11 protein-coding genes are annotated in these 16,171 nt (G+C 67.8%); 1 reads left to right on the top strand and 10 read right to left on the bottom strand.

From position 1 onward, the window contains the following. Nucleotides 1–175: 175 nt before the first annotated feature. The 7 genes from tuf to F8566_RS06470 form a co-directional block, all read right to left on the bottom strand. Nucleotides 176–1,369, bottom strand: a complete 1,194-nt coding sequence (gene tuf, locus F8566_RS06440; protein ID WP_151558970.1) for an elongation factor Tu — start codon at nucleotides 1,367–1,369, stop codon at nucleotides 176–178. 90 nt (nucleotides 1,370–1,459) lie between these two features. After that, nucleotides 1,460–3,571, bottom strand: a complete 2,112-nt coding sequence (gene fusA / locus F8566_RS06445; RefSeq protein WP_151558972.1) for an elongation factor G — start codon at nucleotides 3,569–3,571, stop codon at nucleotides 1,460–1,462. A 43-nt stretch (nucleotides 3,572–3,614) separates the two neighbouring features. Then, the gene (gene rpsG / locus F8566_RS06450; protein ID WP_151558974.1) at nucleotides 3,615–4,085 is read right to left on the bottom strand and encodes a 30S ribosomal protein S7; all 471 of its coding nucleotides are present in this window, start codon (nucleotides 4,083–4,085) and stop codon (nucleotides 3,615–3,617) included. After that, nucleotides 4,085–4,459 (bottom strand): 30S ribosomal protein S12, encoded by a 375-nt coding sequence (gene rpsL, locus F8566_RS06455; RefSeq protein WP_019632621.1) that lies wholly within the window; start codon nucleotides 4,457–4,459, stop codon nucleotides 4,085–4,087. The genes rpsG and rpsL overlap by 1 nt, the downstream gene beginning before the upstream one ends. A gap of 689 nt (nucleotides 4,460–5,148) precedes the next feature. Then, nucleotides 5,149–7,068: a hypothetical protein gene (locus F8566_RS06460; protein ID WP_151558975.1), complete on the bottom strand. Its 1,920-nt coding sequence runs from the start codon at nucleotides 7,066–7,068 to the stop codon at nucleotides 5,149–5,151. A gap of 274 nt (nucleotides 7,069–7,342) precedes the next feature. Further along, on the bottom strand, nucleotides 7,343–8,323 hold the full coding sequence (locus tag F8566_RS06465) for an aldo/keto reductase (protein ID WP_151558976.1): 981 nt from the start codon (nucleotides 8,321–8,323) through the stop codon (nucleotides 7,343–7,345). Further along, nucleotides 8,290–9,123, bottom strand: coding sequence for an EamA family transporter (locus F8566_RS06470; RefSeq protein WP_151558977.1), 834 nt, complete (start codon nucleotides 9,121–9,123; stop codon nucleotides 8,290–8,292). Before F8566_RS06470 ends, F8566_RS06465 begins: the two co-directional genes overlap by 34 nt. A 34-nt stretch (nucleotides 9,124–9,157) precedes the next feature. On the opposite strand from F8566_RS06470, the gene F8566_RS06475 reads away from it, so the two are divergent. Then, on the top strand, nucleotides 9,158–9,637 hold the full coding sequence (locus F8566_RS06475) for an Lrp/AsnC family transcriptional regulator (RefSeq protein WP_151558978.1): 480 nt from the start codon (nucleotides 9,158–9,160) through the stop codon (nucleotides 9,635–9,637). A gap of 71 nt (nucleotides 9,638–9,708) precedes the next feature. Here the strand turns inward: F8566_RS06475 and F8566_RS06480 are convergent, their stop codons facing one another. From F8566_RS06480 to rpoB, 3 genes are all read right to left on the bottom strand, one after another. Continuing rightward, entirely contained in the window at nucleotides 9,709–9,939 is a 231-nt protein-coding gene (locus F8566_RS06480) for a hypothetical protein (RefSeq protein WP_151558979.1), read from the bottom strand. Nucleotides 9,940–10,182: 243 nt separating this feature from the next. Beyond that, entirely contained in the window at nucleotides 10,183–14,055 is a 3,873-nt protein-coding gene (locus F8566_RS06485; protein WP_151558980.1) for a DNA-directed RNA polymerase subunit beta', read from the bottom strand. A gap of 20 nt (nucleotides 14,056–14,075) precedes the next feature. Further along, nucleotides 14,076–16,171: DNA-directed RNA polymerase subunit beta (rpoB, locus tag F8566_RS06490; protein ID WP_151558981.1), on the bottom strand; the 2,096-nt coding region annotated here is incomplete at its 5' end.

Here is a 16,171-nt window from a genome sequence, read left to right on the forward strand (position 1 = left end):
ACTTGCCTGGGTTCGTGCTGCGGCGGCCCGGTTGCCTTCGCCGGGGTCTGGGGGTCGTCCCCCCAGGCCGACTGCCGGGGGTCTGGGGGTCGTCCCCCCAGGCCGACTGCCGGGGGTCTGGGGGTCGCCCCCCAGACCGACTCGGCGGCCGGGCCGCCGCAGCCACGAAAGGGTGTTACTTGTTGATCTTGGTGACGCGGCCCGCGCCGACCGTCCGGCCACCCTCACGGATGGCGAACTTCAGGCCCTCTTCCATGGCGACCGGCTGGATGAGCTGAACGTTCATCTCGGTGTTGTCGCCCGGCATGACCATCTCGGTGCCCTCGGGGAGGTTCACCACGCCGGTCACGTCCGTGGTACGGAAGTAGAACTGCGGCCGGTAGTTGTTGAAGAACGGCGTGTGGCGGCCGCCCTCGTCCTTGGACAGGATGTAGACCTGAGCCTCGAACTCGGTGTGCGGGGTGTTGGTGCCCGGCTTGATGACACACTGCCCGCGCTCGACGTCCTCACGCTTGATGCCGCGCAGGAGCAGACCGACGTTGTCGCCCGCCTGGCCCTGGTCGAGCAGCTTGCGGAACATCTCGACACCGGTGACGGTCGACTTGGTCGACGACTCCTTGATGCCGATGATGTCGACTTCCTCGTTGACGTTGACCACGCCGCGCTCGATGCGACCGGTGACGACCGTGCCGCGACCGGTGATCGAGAACACGTCCTCGATCGGCATCAGGAAGGGCTTCTCGGTGTCACGAACCGGCTCGGGGACGTTCTCGTCGACCGCGGTCATCAGCTCGATGATCGACTCGGCCCACTTCTCGTCGCCCTGCAGGGCCTGGAACGCCGAGACGCGCACGACCGGCAGGTCGTCGCCCGGGAACTCGTACTCGGAGAGCAGCTCGCGGACCTCAAGTTCGACGAGCTCCAAGATCTCCTCGTCGTCCACCATGTCGCACTTGTTGAGCGCGACGACGATGTAGGGAACGCCGACCTGGCGGGCCAGGAGCACGTGCTCCTTGGTCTGCGGCATCGGGCCGTCGGTGGCGGCCACGACCAGGATCGCGCCGTCCATCTGGGCGGCACCGGTGATCATGTTCTTGATGTAGTCGGCGTGACCCGGGCAGTCGACGTGGGCGTAGTGGCGCGCCTCGGTCTGGTACTCGACGTGCGCGATCGAGATGGTGATACCGCGCTCGCGCTCCTCCGGCGCCTTGTCGATGTCCTCGAACGGCGTGAAGGGGTTGATGTCCGGGTACTTGTCGTGGAGCACCTTGGTAATCGCCGCGGTAAGGGTGGTCTTACCGTGGTCGATGTGACCGATGGTGCCGATGTTTACGTGCGGCTTGGTCCGCTCGAACTTGGCCTTAGCCACTGGTAGCTCCTTGTTGCTTTGCGATCCTCGGCCGCCTAGACGACCGCCTGATGCTGCTGGCTTGGTTGGTGATCCTGGGCAGGCCCGGCGCTATTCGCCCCGCGCCTTGGCGATGATCTCCTGCGCGACGTTCCCCGGAACCTCGGCGTAGGAGTCGAACTGCATGGTGAAAACAGCCCGGCCCTGGGTCTTGCTGCGCAGATCACCCACGTAGCCGAACATCTCCGACAGCGGGACGACGGCCTTGACGACCCGCATGCCCGCGCGTTCGTCCATCGAATGGACCTGACCGCGGCGGCTGTTGATGTCGCCGATCACGTCGCCCATGTTCTCCTCGGGCGTGGTGACCTCCACGGCCATCATGGGCTCGAGGAGGGTGGCACCCGCCCTGCGGGCCGCCTCCTTGAACGCCATCGAACCGGCGACCTTGAACGCCATTTCCGAGGAGTCGACCTCGTGGTAGGCGCCGTCCTGGAGGGTGACCTTGACACCGACCATCGGGTAGCCGGCGAGGACACCGAACTCGGCGGCCTCCTGGCAGCCCGCGTCGACCGACGGGATGTACTCCCGCGGGATGCGGCCACCGGTGACCTTGTTCTCGAACTCGTAACCGTCGTTCCCCTCGCCCAGCGGCTCGAGGTCGATGATCACGCGGCCGAACTGGCCGGAGCCACCCGTCTGCTTCTTGTGGGTGTACTCGACCTTCTCGATCTTGCGGGTGATGGTCTCGCGGTAGGCCACCTGCGGCTTGCCGACGTTGGCCTCGACCTTGAACTCGCGCTTCATCCGGTCGACGAGGATCTCCAGGTGGAGCTCGCCCATGCCGGAGATCACGGTCTGGCCGGTCTCCTCGTCGGTGCGGACCTGGAAGGACGGGTCCTCCTCGGCCAGCCGCTGGATCGCGGTGCCCAGCTTCTGCTGGTCGGCCTTGGTCTTCGGCTCGATCGCCACGTGGATGACGGGCGCCGGGAAGTTCATCGACTCGAGGACGATGGGGTTCTTCTCGTCGCACAGCGTCTCACCGGTGGTGGTCTGCTTGAGACCCATCACCGCGACGATGTCGCCGGCGCCGACGCGCTCGATCTCGGTGCGCTTGTTGGCGTGCATCCGGTAGATCTTGCCGATCCGCTCCTTGCGCTCCTTGTTGGAGTTGAGCACCGAGGTGCCCGACTCCAGGACGCCGGAGTAGACGCGGATGAACGTCAGCTTGCCGAGGTGCGGGTCGCTCGCGATCTTGAACGCCAGGGCGGAGAACGGCTCGTCCTCGCTGGCGTCGCGGTGCAGCTCCTGCTCCTCGTTGCGGACCGCGTGACCGTCCACGCCGCCGTCGTCCAGCGGGTTGGGCAGGTAGCGCACGATCGCGTCGAGCAGCGGCTGGACGCCCTTGTTCTTGAACGCGGTGCCACAGGTCACCGGGGTGAGCTTGGCGGCGATCGTCGCGCGGCGGATGCCGGCGTAGAGCTGCTCGACCGAGGGCTCGTCGCCCTCCAGGTACAGCTCCATGATCTCGTCGTCGTTCTCGGCGAGGGTCTCGACCAGCTTGTCGTGCCACTCACGAGCGGCCTCGGCGTGCGTGTCGGGGATGTCGACGGTGTCGTACATCTCGCCGAGCTTGGCCTCTTCGTTCCAGAGCAGGGCCTTCATCGTCACCAGGTCGATGACGCCCTTGAAGTCGGCCTCGGCGCCGATCGGCAGCTGGAGCACCAGCGGGATCGCGTTGAGCCGGCTCTCGATCATGTCGACGCAGCGGTGGAACTCCGCGCCGACGCGGTCGAGCTTGTTGACGAAGCACATGCGCGGCACGCCGTAGCGGTCGGCCTGACGCCACACGGTCTCGGACTGCGGCTCCACACCGGCCACGCCGTCGAACACCGCGACCGCACCGTCGAGCACCCGCAGGTTGCGCTCCACCTCGACGGTGAAGTCGACGTGGCCAGGGGTGTCGATGATGTTGATCGTGTGCTTGACGTCGTCGACTGGCCATTCGCAGGTGGTGGCGGCGGAGGTGATGGTGATGCCCCGCTCCTGCTCCTGCTCCATCCAGTCCATGGTCGCGGCGCCGTCGTGGACCTCGCCGATCTTGTAGCTCATCCCCGTGTAGTACAGGATGCGCTCAGTCGTCGTGGTCTTGCCCGCGTCGATATGGGCCATGATCCCGATGTTGCGGACCTTGGCCAGGTCTACACCGGTTTTGGTAGCCACTGCCGTCCTCGCGTCGTCTCGTCGTAACTCGTGATCCGCCGGATCACCAGCGGTAGTGAGCGAAGGCCTTGTTGGACTCCGCCATCTTGTGCGTGTCCTCGCGCTTCTTGACAGACGCGCCGAGGCCGTTGCTCGCGTCGAGCAGCTCGTTCATCAGCCGCTCGGTCATGGTCTTCTCGCGACGCTGGCGGGCGTAGATGACCAGCCAGCGGAGCGCCAGGGTGGTGGAGCGGGCGGGCCGCACCTCCACCGGGACCTGGTAGGTCGCGCCACCGACACGGCGGCTGCGGACCTCCAGGGTCGGCTTCACGTTGTCGAGCGCGCGCTTCAGCGTGACGACCGGGTCGTTGCCGGTCTTCTCGCGGGCACCCTCGAGGGCGTCGTACACGATGCTCTGCGCGATGGAGCGCTTGCCGTCCAGGAGGATCTTGTTGATCAGCGCGGTGACCAGCGGCGAGTTGTACACCGGGTCGGCGATGAGCTGGCGCTTGCCAGCCGGGCCCTTGCGCGGCATTAGCTCTTCTCCTTCTTCGCGCCGTAGCGGCTGCGCGCCTGCTTGCGGTTCCGCACGCCCTGGGTGTCGAGCGAACCGCGGATGATCTTGTACCGAACGCCCGGGAGGTCCTTCACTCGGCCGCCGCGCACGAGCACGATCGAGTGCTCCTGCAAGTTGTGTCCGACGCCGGGGATGTAGGCCGTGACCTCAATCCCGCTGGTCAGCCGGACACGGGCGACCTTGCGAAGCGCGGAGTTCGGCTTCTTGGGCGTCGTCGTGTAGACGCGCGTGCAGACACCCCTGCGCTGGGGGCTGCCCTTCAGCGCGGGCGTCTTGTTCTTGGTCACCTTGTCCTGGCGGCCCTTGCGGACCAGCTGCTGGATCGTGGGCACCGCGTCTCCGTCTTCCTCGTACCGAGCCGGTAAGTCTTAGTTCTGCCTGGGTTCCGCTCTCGCGGGAGTTCCGCTCACGCGAGACCCGTCATCACTACCTCACGGGAGGCTGTGACCTGCCGGTTTCCCGACCTCTCCGACCCCCGCGGTCGGGCGTGTCGTCCTAGCCCCTGTCCGAACAGGTTCCACAGACCGACACAGACCGCCCGGCCCCTCAAAGGGCCGAATCAAGCCGGGGAGTAGTGCGGCGCGGGGCCTGGCCTCAACGGACCTGGTCGGCGCGCACGCATAGCGACCCGCAGAGCGGGCACAAGCGAAGAGATTACCTACCCCCGCGCCAAAGTGCAAAGCGAACGGCATTGCTCATGGCTCTTGCGGCCTCAACGGCCTCGCCTGGCGGCTCGGCCGCCGAACCGCAAAAGCGGCGAGCGCGACATCGCTTCGCGATCTTCGCGGGGAACTTCGCCTCCGGCTCGTTCCCCGCTCAGCGCCGCGCGCTCGCGTAGGGGCTGAGCTTGTCGCTCACAGTTCCCCCACTATAACGGCGGAGTGCCAAGCGGTTGTTCCCGCCGGGTGGCGGATGATCCCGTGGACATCCCGCCCCCGGAAGATCTTCCCAATGGAGATCAATTCCGGGAGAGACCCTCCCCCGAGGCAGAGCGGCCCCGGGGGAAGTTCTGACCGAGTTTTTAGAGGACGAAAGCGATCACCACGACGATGATGATCACGAGCAGCACGGCGGCGCCGATGATCATCAGGTTCTTGTTGCCGCCCTTGCCCTTCTTCTCTGCCTCGCCGCCGGGCGCGTATCCGGCATAGCCGCCTTCGCCGCCGGGCTGCATGCCGTACTGCTGCTGCCCGTACTGGCCCTGCTGGCCTGGCTGGCCTGGCTGGCCCTGCTGACCGGGTTGGCTTGGCTGCGCGGGAGCCTGCCCATAGGCAGCTTGGCCGTACTGCTGCTGACCTTGCTGTTGGCCGTATTGCTGCTGGCCATAGGGCTGTTGCTGCGCGTCCTGCTGACCGTACTGCTGCTGCCCTTCCTGCTGACCGTAGGGCTGCTGGCCGTAGCCCTGCTGCCCGTACTGCTGCTCCTGGCCGTACTGCTGGCCGCCGAAGGGCTGCTGCCCAGGTGCCTGCTGCCCGGGAGCCTGCTGCTGGCCTGGCGCCGGGGGCTGCGCGGACGCTCCCCACTGCTGGTACTGGCCCATGTCCATGCGCGTCTGGTCTGCAAGGCCACCGCCCTGCTGCTGCGGCGGCTCGGAGGACTGGCCCACAGAGGGGTCGAATGCCTGTGTGGACTGCGAGTCCTCCGCCTCGCGCCCGAGCGGCGTCGCCGGGGAGCCGTAACCCTGGGGCTCCTCGCCCGACGAGGCCGCGCCGAAGCCTGGCTCGGGTGGCGGGACCATCAGGGTGCGGTTGGAGTCCACCGAGGGCGGCTGCTGCTCGGGCGGCGTCGACTGCGCCTCAGGAGTCCACGGTTCGGGCGTGGTGGGCGGCGTCGGCGCCTGCCAGGGCTCGGCCGGCGGCTCCTGGGCGGGCCGGCGTTCCGGCCCGGAGGCGACGGGGATGTCCGGCCCCGGCGACCAGGCAGTGGTCGCCTGGTCGTCGACCGCCGGGCGCTCCTGCTCCGGCGTCGCGGCACCCGGCCCTGGAACGATCATCGTGCGCTCGGACATCCCGCCCTCACCGCTCTGGGCTGCGGGCGCCTCCGGCTCGGCCGGCGGCGTGAACGGCTCGCCGGTCGGCGGGAGCGGCTCGGCCGGTGAGGCGAACGGCTCCTGCGGCGTGCCGTAAGGGGCCTGCCCATACGGCTGCTGCGCTTCAGGCTGCTGACCGTACGGCTGCTGCTGTGGTTCGGTCTGCTGCTCGTACGGTTGCTGCTGTCCGTACGGTTGCTGCGGCTCGGGCGGCTGCCCGTAACTCGGCAGCGGTGGCTGCTGCTGGCCGTAGGGCTGCTGCTGCGGCTCCTGCGGGTAACCGCCCTGCTGCTGCTCGAACGGGGGCTGCCCGTATTGGCCGGGCTGGTCGAAGCTCGGGGCGACCGGAGGCTGCCCGTACGGCTGCTGGGGATCGGGAACTGTCGAGTACCCACTGGGAGCGGGCGGCGCACCGTGCTGCGCAGGAGGCTGACCGTACTGCTGCTCCTGGCCGTAAGGCGGCTGCGGCTCCTGGCCGTAGGGCGGCTGCGGCGGCGCGGACGGCTGTTCACTGCCCGGGATGGGCATCGGCTCGATCATGGTCGGCGGCGGAGGCAGCGGGGGCTCCTGCGCGGCGGGCGGCTGCTGCGCGGCCGTCGGCTGCTCGGCGGCAGGCGGCTGCTGGTCGGCAGGCGGCTGCTGGTCGGCAGGCGGGGACTGCGGCGCGGTGGGCGCGGGCGGAGGCGGAGGCTGGGCGGTGCCGCCGAGCTGGGGCGCTCCAAAGACCACCGTGCGGTCGCCCATCGGCCGCGCGGGCGGCTGGCCCATCGGCCCCGCGGGCGGCTGGCCCATGGGTCGCGCGGGCGGCTCGTCCTTCTGCTCGGGCTGCCCCTCGGCAGGATCCGCCTTCGGCGTCTCCTTGTCGTCAGGCAACGGCCACTGCGGTCCCTGCGTGCCGTCGTTCTCGGTCATCGTCGGGCTCCTTCAGCGCCGTAGTCCCGGGGGTCCCCCAGGCCCGTGCCTGCCGGCTCGGAAACGCGCGGCGCGTAACGCGGCGTCCGAGCCTTGGTCTCGGTCCCAGGGGCGGCGTGGTGGCCGCCCAGGGCTGTCTTCCGCCCCCAGCCTGCCCCGACCGCCTGTGGAATCGCAAATCACCACCCCATATCGACGGTGAAACCCTGCCTCACGTTCCCCTGACATGGGAGAGGCCGCCCCCTTCGCAGGGAGCGGCCTCAGCCGGATCCGGCTATTCGTGGCCGACAATGGGATGCGGTCGATAAGGCGCTTCCAGCCGTTCGATCTCCTTCTCGTCCAGCCGCAGCGTGACGGCCGCGGCGGCGTCCTCGACATGCTTCAGCTTCGTCGCTCCGATGATCGGCGCGACCACGCCCTCCTTGTGGAGCAGCCATGCCAGCGCCACCTGCGCCGGCGGCACGCCCCGCTCCCCCGCCACAGCCTTGACGACGTCGACCACGTCGAAGTCGGCCTCCTCGTACAAGGCGTCGGCGTAGGTGTCGTTCTCGGAACGCACGGTTCGGCGCTCACCGCCGCGTTCCCGGTTGCCTGCCAGCAACCCGCGGGCCAGCGGGCTCCACGGGATGGCGCCGACCCCCTGGTCCACGCACAGCGGGAGCATCTCCCGCTCTTCTTCCCGGTAGACCAGGTTGTAGTGGTTCTGCATGGAGACGAACTTGGTCCAGCCGCCCACTTCAGCGGCACGCTGTGCCTTCGCGAACTGCCACGCGTACATGCTGGAGGCCCCGATGTACCTCGCCTTGCCGGCCTTCACCACGTCGTGGAGCGCCTCCATGGTCTCCTCGACCGGCGTGTCGTAGTCCCACCGGTGAATCTGGTAGAGGTCCACGTGGTCGGTGCCCAGCCGCCGCAGCGACGCGTCGATCGACGCCATCACGTGCTTGCGCGACAGGCCCTGGTCGTTCGGGCCATCGCCCATCGGGAAATAGACCTTGGTGGCCAGCACGTAGTCGTCGCGGCTCTGAAAGAACTTCGGCAGCAGCCGCCCGGTGATCTCCTCCGACCGGCCCAACGAGTACATGTCCGCGGTGTCGAAGAAGGTGATCCCTTCGTCCACGGCCTGCCGGACGATCGGCTCGGCCTCCACCTCGCCCAGGAACCACTTGCGCTGCTCCGGGTCGCCGTAGCTCATCATTCCCAGGCAGATGCGTGAGACCTTCAGCCCTGTGCCGCCGAGTCGTGTGTGTTCCATGCCTTCTCCTTCAGGGATTCCGTGCGTCCACTGTGCAATGCCACACCAAAGATCACAAAAGCCACCCCCAGCGCCTCCACGGCCGAGGGCACCTGCCGCAACACGATCACACCGATCACCACCGCGGTCGCCGGCAGCAGCGCCACCATCAGGGCGTAGGTCTCCCTCGCCAGCCGGGCCATGGCGAGCTGATCGCACACGTAGGGGATCACCGACGAGCAGATCCCCACCCCGGCTCCCGCCGCGAGCAGCAGCGGATCGGTCAGGGCCGGTCCGGCCACGACCAGGCCGGGCGCGGTGAGCACGGCCGCCGCGGCCATCGCCGCTCCCAGCCCGCCGATGGCGCCGGACCGCTGGGCTGAACGATGCGCCAGGACGATGTAGAACGCGAACAACGCCGCGTTCAGGAAGGCCAGCACGAATCCCAGCGGCTCGCCCTCCAACCGTACGTCCACGAGGGCATAGACCCCTCCCACCACCGCCAGCAGGGCGACCACGTTCCGCGGCGTTCGTGCTCCCAGCGCGGCTAGACCGACGACCGGCAGGAACTCGATCGCCGCGACGGTCCCCAGAGGCAACCGCGCTATCGCCATATAGAACGACACGTTCATGCCCGCCAGAACGACGCCCCAGGCCACAACCGTGCGATCCCATCTGAAGCGCCGCCAAAGCGCGAACACCAGCGCGGCGCTCCAGATGCGCAGTACGGCGACCCCGACCGGCTCGACCCTGGCGAACAGCAACACCGCGAACGCCGGCCCCAGGTAGTGGAAGACGGAGCTCACGACGAAGAAACGCATGGCCGTATCCTCGGCCGCTTCGTAAGTTGGAGGAATGGCGAACAGAACGGGCAGGCCGGGCCGCGCCTACGAATCCAAGCCGCTCGACGAGACCGACCTTCGAATCCTCACCGAGCTCCAGCGGAACGCCCGGATCACGCTCGCCGAACTCGGGCGCCGCGTCGCCCTCTCCGCCCCCGCCGTCGCCGAACGTGTCCAGCGGCTGGAGGACACCGGTGCGATCACCGGCTACCACGCCGCCGTGGACCCCCGGGTCCTGGGCTTCCCGATCAGCGTCCTGGTCCGCATACGCCCCGCCCTCCGCGAGCTGAGCCGCATCCCCAAGATCGCCGAGGAGATCCCCGAGATCGTCGAATGCCACCGGATGACCGGCGACGACTGCTTCTTCTTCGTCGCCCACCTGCGCACGGTCGAGGACCTCGAACCCATCCTCGACCGCTTCACCCCGTACGGCCGCACGACGACCTCGATCCTCCAGTCGGCCCCGGTCTCCCGCCGACCGCTCCCCCTGTAGCCCGCCAGCCCCTTGCTCCAACAGAAAGGCCGCTCCCCATCAGATGGGGAGCGGCCTCGACAGAGGTCCCGTTAGCGCGAGCATTCCACCTCGGCGCGACGGTCGCTCATACCCTTCTGGACCGCCTGCTGGACGCACTGCTTCTGCTGCTCGGTCAGCTGGACCTCGCCACACACCTTGACCCCGGAGTACGTACGGCAATCCTGCGTGACCTGCGATGCCGTGGCCTGTGCCGGAACCGCCCCCGCAGCCCCGAACACCGTGACCGCGCCCAGCACACCCGCCGCGATGATCTTCGTCATAAAACGGTTCCCCCTGTTCAATCCCCTAGTACGGTAGCCACCCCACCATCCCCATCTAGTGACGAACTACCCAAGACGTGGCAAAACACCTTGTGCTGATCGTCGGCTTGCCCGGCCTGATGCCTCGTCCGGGTAACGCGAAAGTCCAGGTAATGCGAAGGGCCCCTTCCGGGATGGAAGGGGCCCTTCGGCGTGTCGTCAGAGGTGCCCTAGGGCTGCCTCAGCCTCAGCCGTTGTACTGCCTCAGCGGTTGTACTGGCCGAAGTCGTACTCCTCCAGCGGAACGGCCTCGCCGGAACCCTGGCCGAAGGCGTACTCGGCGCCGTCGTCGTAGGAACCGACGGAGTAGACCGCCGCCTTGGCCTCTTCGGTGGGCTCGACCCGGACGTTGCGGTACTGCGGCATGCCGGTACCGGCCGGGATGAGCTTACCGATGATGACGTTCTCCTTGAGGCCCAGCAGCGGGTCGCTCTTGGCGTGCATCGCGGCCTCGGTCAGGACTCGCGTCGTCTCCTGGAAGGAGGCGGCGGAGAGCCACGACTCGGTGGCCAGGGAGGCCTTGGTGATGCCCATCAGGACCGGGCGGCCGGCGGCGGGCGAGCCGCCCTCGGCCACGACCGAGCGGTTGGTCTCCTCGAAGAGGGGACGCTCCACCAGGTCGCCCGGCAGCAGATCGGTGTCACCCGACTCGAGGATGTTCACCCGCTTGAGCATCTGGCGGACGATGATCTCGATGTGCTTGTCGTGGATCGACACACCCTGCGACCGGTAGACCTCCTGGACCTCGTGGACCAGGTGGAGCTGCACGGCGCGCGGGCCGAGGATGCGCAGGACCTCGTGCGGGTTCTGTGCACCGGCGATGAGCTGCTGGCCGACGTCGACGTGCTCGCCCTCCTTGACCAGGAGGCGGGAGCGCATCGGGACCTGGTAGGCGATCTCGTCCGAGCCGTCGTCCGGGACGATGACGACCTTGCGGGTCTTCTCCGTCTCGTCGATCTTGACCCGGCCGGCGACCTCGCTGATCGGGGCGACACCCTTGGGGATGCGCGCCTCGAACAGCTCCTGGACACGCGGCAGACCGTGCGTGATGTCGCCACCCGCCACACCACCGGTGTGGAAGGTACGCATGGTCAGCTGGGTGCCGGGCTCACCGATGGACTGCGCGGCGATGATGCCGACGGCCTCGCCGACGTCCACGCGCTTGCCGGTCGCCAGGGAGCGGCCGTAGCAGGCGGCGCAAACACCGATCTTGGCCTCGCAGACCAGGGCGCTGCGGGTCCGGACGCTCTCCACACCGGCCTCGACCAGGCGGGACACCACGGTGTCCGACAGGTCGGTGTCGGCGGGGAAGATGACCGTGCCGTCGACGACGACGTCCTCGGCGATGGTCCGCCCGATCAGGCCGGTCTCGGTGGTGGCCGGCTTGACCAGCGTGCCGTTGGGCAGCTTGTCGGCCACCGAGAACGGGATCGTACGGTCGGTACCGCAGTCCTCCTCGCGGACGATCACGTCCTGCGCGACGTCCACCAGACGACGGGTCAGGTAACCCGAGTCGGCGGTGCGCAGGGCGGTGTCGGCCAGACCCTTACGGGCACCGTGCGTCGAGATGAAGTACTCGACGACCGAGAGGCCCTCACGGAAGGACGACTTGATCGGACGCGGGATGGTCTCACCCTTGGGGTTGGACACCAGGCCGCGCATACCGGCGATCTGCCGGATCTGCAGCGGGTTACCACGGGCACCGGAGTTGACCATCATCCAGACCGGGTTGGTCTTGGGGAAGGCCTGCTCCATGTCCGCGGCGACCTCGGCGGTGGCCTCGTTCCAGATCATGATGAGCTCTTGCTTGCGCTCGTCATCAGTGATCAGACCGCGGTTGTACTCGCGCTGGACCTTGTCGGCACGGTTCTCGTAGCCCTGCAGGATCGCAGCCTTGTTGGGCGGGGTCACCACGTCCTCGATGGAGATGGTGACGCCCGACCGGGTGGCCCAGTGGAACCCGGTGGACTTGAGGGCGTCCAGCGCGTTGGCCACCTCGACCTTGGGGTAGGTCTCGGCCAGCTCGTTGACGATCGCGGAGAGCTGCTTCTTGCCGACCTCGTAGTTGACGAACGGGAAGTCGGCGGGCAGTGCCTCGTTGAACAGGGCCCGGCCCAGCGTGGTCTCCAGGCGGTACGGCTGACCCGGCTCGTAGCCCTCGGGCGCCTGCCAGCCACGCGGCGGCGGGACGTCCTTGAACCTGATCTGGATCTTGGCCTGCAGGTCCAGCTCGGCGCGGTCGTAGGCCATGGTGGCCTCGGCCACGGAGCCGAACGCACGGCCGTCGCCGCTCGTGCCCTCGCGCTCGGTCGTCAGCCAGTAGAGGCCGATCACCATGTCCTGGGTGGGCATGGTGACGGGCTTGCCGTCCGACGGCTTGAGGATGTTGTTGGTCGAGAGCATCAGGATGCGCGCCTCGGCCTGGGCCTCGGCCGACAGCGGCAGGTGCACGGCCATCTGGTCACCGTCGAAGTCCGCGTTGAACGCGGTGCAGACGAGCGGGTGGATCTGGATGGCCTTGCCCTCGACCAGCTGCGGCTCGAAGGCCTGGATGCCCAGGCGGTGCAGGGTCGGCGCCCGGTTGAGCAGCACCGGGTGCTCGGTGATGACCTCTTCGAGCACGTCCCACACGACCGGGCGGGCCCGCTCGACCATGCGCTTGGCGCTCTTGATGTTCTGCGCGTGGTTGAGGTCGACCAGCCGCTTCATGACGAACGGCTTGAACAGCTCCAGCGCCATCTGCTTGGGCAGACCGCACTGGTGCAGCTTCAGCTGCGGGCCGACGACGATGACCGAACGGCCGGAGTAGTCGACGCGCTTGCCGAGCAGGTTCTGCCGGAACCGGCCCTGCTTGCCCTTGAGCATGTCGGAGAGCGACTTCAGGGGGCGGTTGCCCGGTCCGGTGACCGGGCGGCCGCGGCGGCCGTTGTCGAACAGCGCGTCGACGGCCTCCTGAAGCATGCGCTTCTCGTTGTTGACGATGATCTCGGGCGCGCCCAGGTCGAGCAGGCGCTTGAGCCGGTTGTTCCGGTTGATCACGCGGCGGTACAGGTCGTTGAGGTCGGAGGTCGCGAAGCGGCCACCGTCCAGCTGCACCATCGGACGCAGGTCCGGCGGGATCACCGGGATGCAGTCGAGCACCATGCCCAGCGGGCTGTTGCGGGTGTTGAGGAACGCCGAGACGACCTTCAGCCGCTTGAGGGCGCGGGCCTTCTTCTGGCCCTTGCCGGTGCGGATGATGTCGCGCAGGCGCTCGGCCTCGGCGTCGAGGTCGAAGTTCTCCAGGCGGGCCTGGATCGCCGCGGCGCCCATGCCCCCCTCGAAGTACTTGCCGAAGCGGTCCCGCATCTCGCGGTACAGCATCTCGTCGCCCTCGAGGTCCTGGACCTTGAGGTTCTTGAAGCGGTTCCAGACCTCGTCGAGACGGTCGATCTCGCGCTGCGCCCGGTCGCGCAGCTGCTTCATCTCCCGCTCGGCGCCGTCGCGGACCTTGCGCTTCTGGTCGGCCTTGGCCCCGGCCTCCTCCAGCTCCGCCAGGTCACCCTCCAGCTTCTGCTGGCGGGCCTCGACCTGGGCGTCGCGGGCCTGCTCGATCTGCTGCCGCTCCACCGAGATGTGCGCCTCGAGGGTCGGCAGGTCACGGTCGCGACGCTCGGCGTCGACGCTCGTGATCATGTAGGCCGCGAAGTAGATGATCTTCTCGAGATCCTTCGGGGCCAGGTCGAGCAGGTAGCCGAGCCGGCTCGGGACACCCTTGAAGTACCAGATGTGCGTGACGGGCGCGGCCAGCTCGATGTGGCCCATCCGCTCACGGCGCACCTTGGCACGGGTCACCTCGACGCCGCAGCGCTCGCAGATGATGCCCTTGAACCGGACGCGCTTGTACTTACCGCAGTAGCACTCCCAGTCCCGGGTCGGACCGAAGATCTTCTCGCAGAAGAGCCCGTCCTTCTCCGGCTTGAGGGTCCGGTAGTTGATCGTCTCCGGCTTCTTCACCTCGCCGTGCGACCACTGGCGGATGTCGTCGGCGGTCGCCAGACCGATGCGAAGCTCGTCGAAGAAGTTGACGTCAAGCAACTTGTTTCCCCTTGAGTTGATCAGACCTCTTCGACACTGCTCGGCTCACGCCGGGACAGGTCGATGCCGAGCTCCTCCGCTGCGCGGAAGACGTCCTCGTCGGTGTCTCGCATCTCGATGGACATGCCGTCGCTGGAGAGCACCTCGACGTTGAGGCAGAGCGACTGCATTTCCTTGATGAGGACCTTGAAGGACTCGGGAATGCCGGGCTCGGGGATGTTCTCGCCCTTGACGATGGCCTCGTAGACCTTCACGCGGCCGAGCACGTCGTCGGACTTGATCGTCAGCAGCTCCTGGAGGGCGTAGGCGGCGCCGTAGGCCTCCAGGGCCCACACTTCCATCTCACCGAAGCGCTGGCCGCCGAACTGGGCCTTACCGCCGAGCGGCTGCTGGGTGATCATGGAGTACGGACCGGTCGAACGAGCATGGATCTTGTCGTCGACCAGGTGGAGCAGCTTCAGAATGTAGATGTAGCCGACCGAGATCGGGTCCTTGTAGGGCTCGCCGGTACGGCCGTCGAACAGCCGAGCCTTGCCGCCCGGGCCGACCAGACGGTCGCCGTCGCGGTTGGGCACGGTGCTCTCGATCAGGCCGGTGACGTCGTCCTCGCGGGCACCGTCGAACACCGGGGTCGCGGTGTTGGTCCACGGCTCGGCCTCGTCGGCGCCGATGGCCTTGAGGGCCTTCTTCCAGTCGGCGTCGTCGCCCTCGACCTTCCAGCCGCGGCTGGCGACCCAGCCGAGGTGGGTTTCGAGTACCTGGCCGACGTTCATACGGCCGGGCACGCCGAGGGGGTTGAGGACGATGTCGACGGGGGTGCCGTCTTCGAGGAAGGGCATGTCCTCGACCGGCAGCACCTTGGAGATGACGCCCTTGTTGCCGTGCCGGCCCGCGAGCTTGTCCCCGTCGGTGATCTTGCGCTTCTGCGCCACGTACACCCGGACCAGCTCGTTGACGCCCGGCGGGAGTTCGTCGCCTTCGTCGCGGGAGAACACCCGCACGCCGATGACCTTGCCCTGCTCGCCGTGCGGCACCTTCAGCGAGGTGTCACGCACCTCACGCGCCTTCTCCCCGAAGATCGCGCGCAGCAGCCGCTCTTCCGGGGTCAGCTCGGTCTCCCCCTTCGGGGTGACCTTGCCGACCAAAATGTCGCCGGGGACGACGTCGGCGCCGATGCGGATGATGCCGCGCTCGTCCAGGTCGGCCAGCACCTCTTCGGAGACGTTCGGGATGTCCCGGGTGATCTCCTCAGGCCCCAGCTTGGTGTCGCGGGCGTCGACCTCGTGCTCCTCGATGTGAATCGAGGACAGCACGTCGTCCTGCACCAGCCGCTGGCTGAGGATGATCGCGTCTTCGTAGTTGTGACCCTCCCACGGCATGAACGCCACCAGCAGGTTCTTACCCAGCGCCATCTCACCCTGGTCGGTGCACGGGCCGTCGGCGACGACCTGCCCGAGCTCGACCCGCTGGCCCTCTTCGACGATGGGCTTCTGGTTGAAGCAGGTGCCCTGGTTGGACCGCTTGAACTTGGCGACCCGGTAGGTGGTCCGGGTGCCGTCGTCGTTCATGACGGTCACGTAGTCAGCGGAGACCTCCTCCACCACGCCGGCCTTCTCGGCGGTGATCACGTCACCGGCGTCGACGGCGGCGCGGTATTCCATGCCGGTGCCCACCAGCGGCGCCTCACTGCGCAGCAACGGCACCGACTGGCGCTGCATGTTGGAACCCATCAGCGCCCGGTTGGCGTCGTCATGCTCCAGGAACGGGATCATCGCCGTCGCGACCGAGGTCATCTGCCGCGCCGAGACGTCCATGTACTGGACTTCGCCCGGCGGGATCAGCTCGACCTCGCCGCCCTTCTTGCGGACCAGGACCTTCTGCTCGACGAACGTGCCGTCGTCGTTGAGCAGGGAGTTGGCCTGGGCGACGACGAAGCGGTCTTCCTCATCGGCGGTGAGGTAGTCGATCTGGTCGCTGACCACACCGTTCTCGACCTTGCGGTACGGGGTCTCGACGAACCCGAACGGGTTGACCCGCCCGAACGCCGCCAACGACCCGATCAGGCCGATGTTCGGCCCCTCAGGCGTCTCGATCGGACACATCCGCCCGTAGTGCG

Source organism: Actinomadura rudentiformis (assembly GCF_008923185.1).
Taxonomy (GTDB): domain Bacteria; phylum Actinomycetota; class Actinomycetes; order Streptosporangiales; family Streptosporangiaceae; genus Spirillospora; species Spirillospora rudentiformis.

What these genes read in the sequence shown, in the direction of transcription:
- F8566_RS06470 (WP_151558977.1), bottom strand. Translation starts at nt 9,123, where the DNA reads ATGCGTTTCTTCGTCGTGAGCTCCGTCTTCCACTACCTGGGGCCGGCG.
- F8566_RS06460 (WP_151558975.1), bottom strand. Translation starts at nt 7,068, where the DNA reads ATGACCGAGAACGACGGCACGCAGGGACCGCAGTGGCCGTTGCCTGAC.
- rpsG (WP_151558974.1), bottom strand. Translation starts at nt 4,085, where the DNA reads ATGCCGCGCAAGGGCCCGGCTGGCAAGCGCCAGCTCATCGCCGACCCG.
- F8566_RS06480 (WP_151558979.1), bottom strand. Translation starts at nt 9,939, where the DNA reads ATGACGAAGATCATCGCGGCGGGTGTGCTGGGCGCGGTCACGGTGTTC.
- F8566_RS06475 (WP_151558978.1), top strand. Translation starts at nt 9,158, where the DNA reads ATGGCGAACAGAACGGGCAGGCCGGGCCGCGCCTACGAATCCAAGCCG.
- F8566_RS06465 (WP_151558976.1), bottom strand. Translation starts at nt 8,323, where the DNA reads ATGGAACACACACGACTCGGCGGCACAGGGCTGAAGGTCTCACGCATC.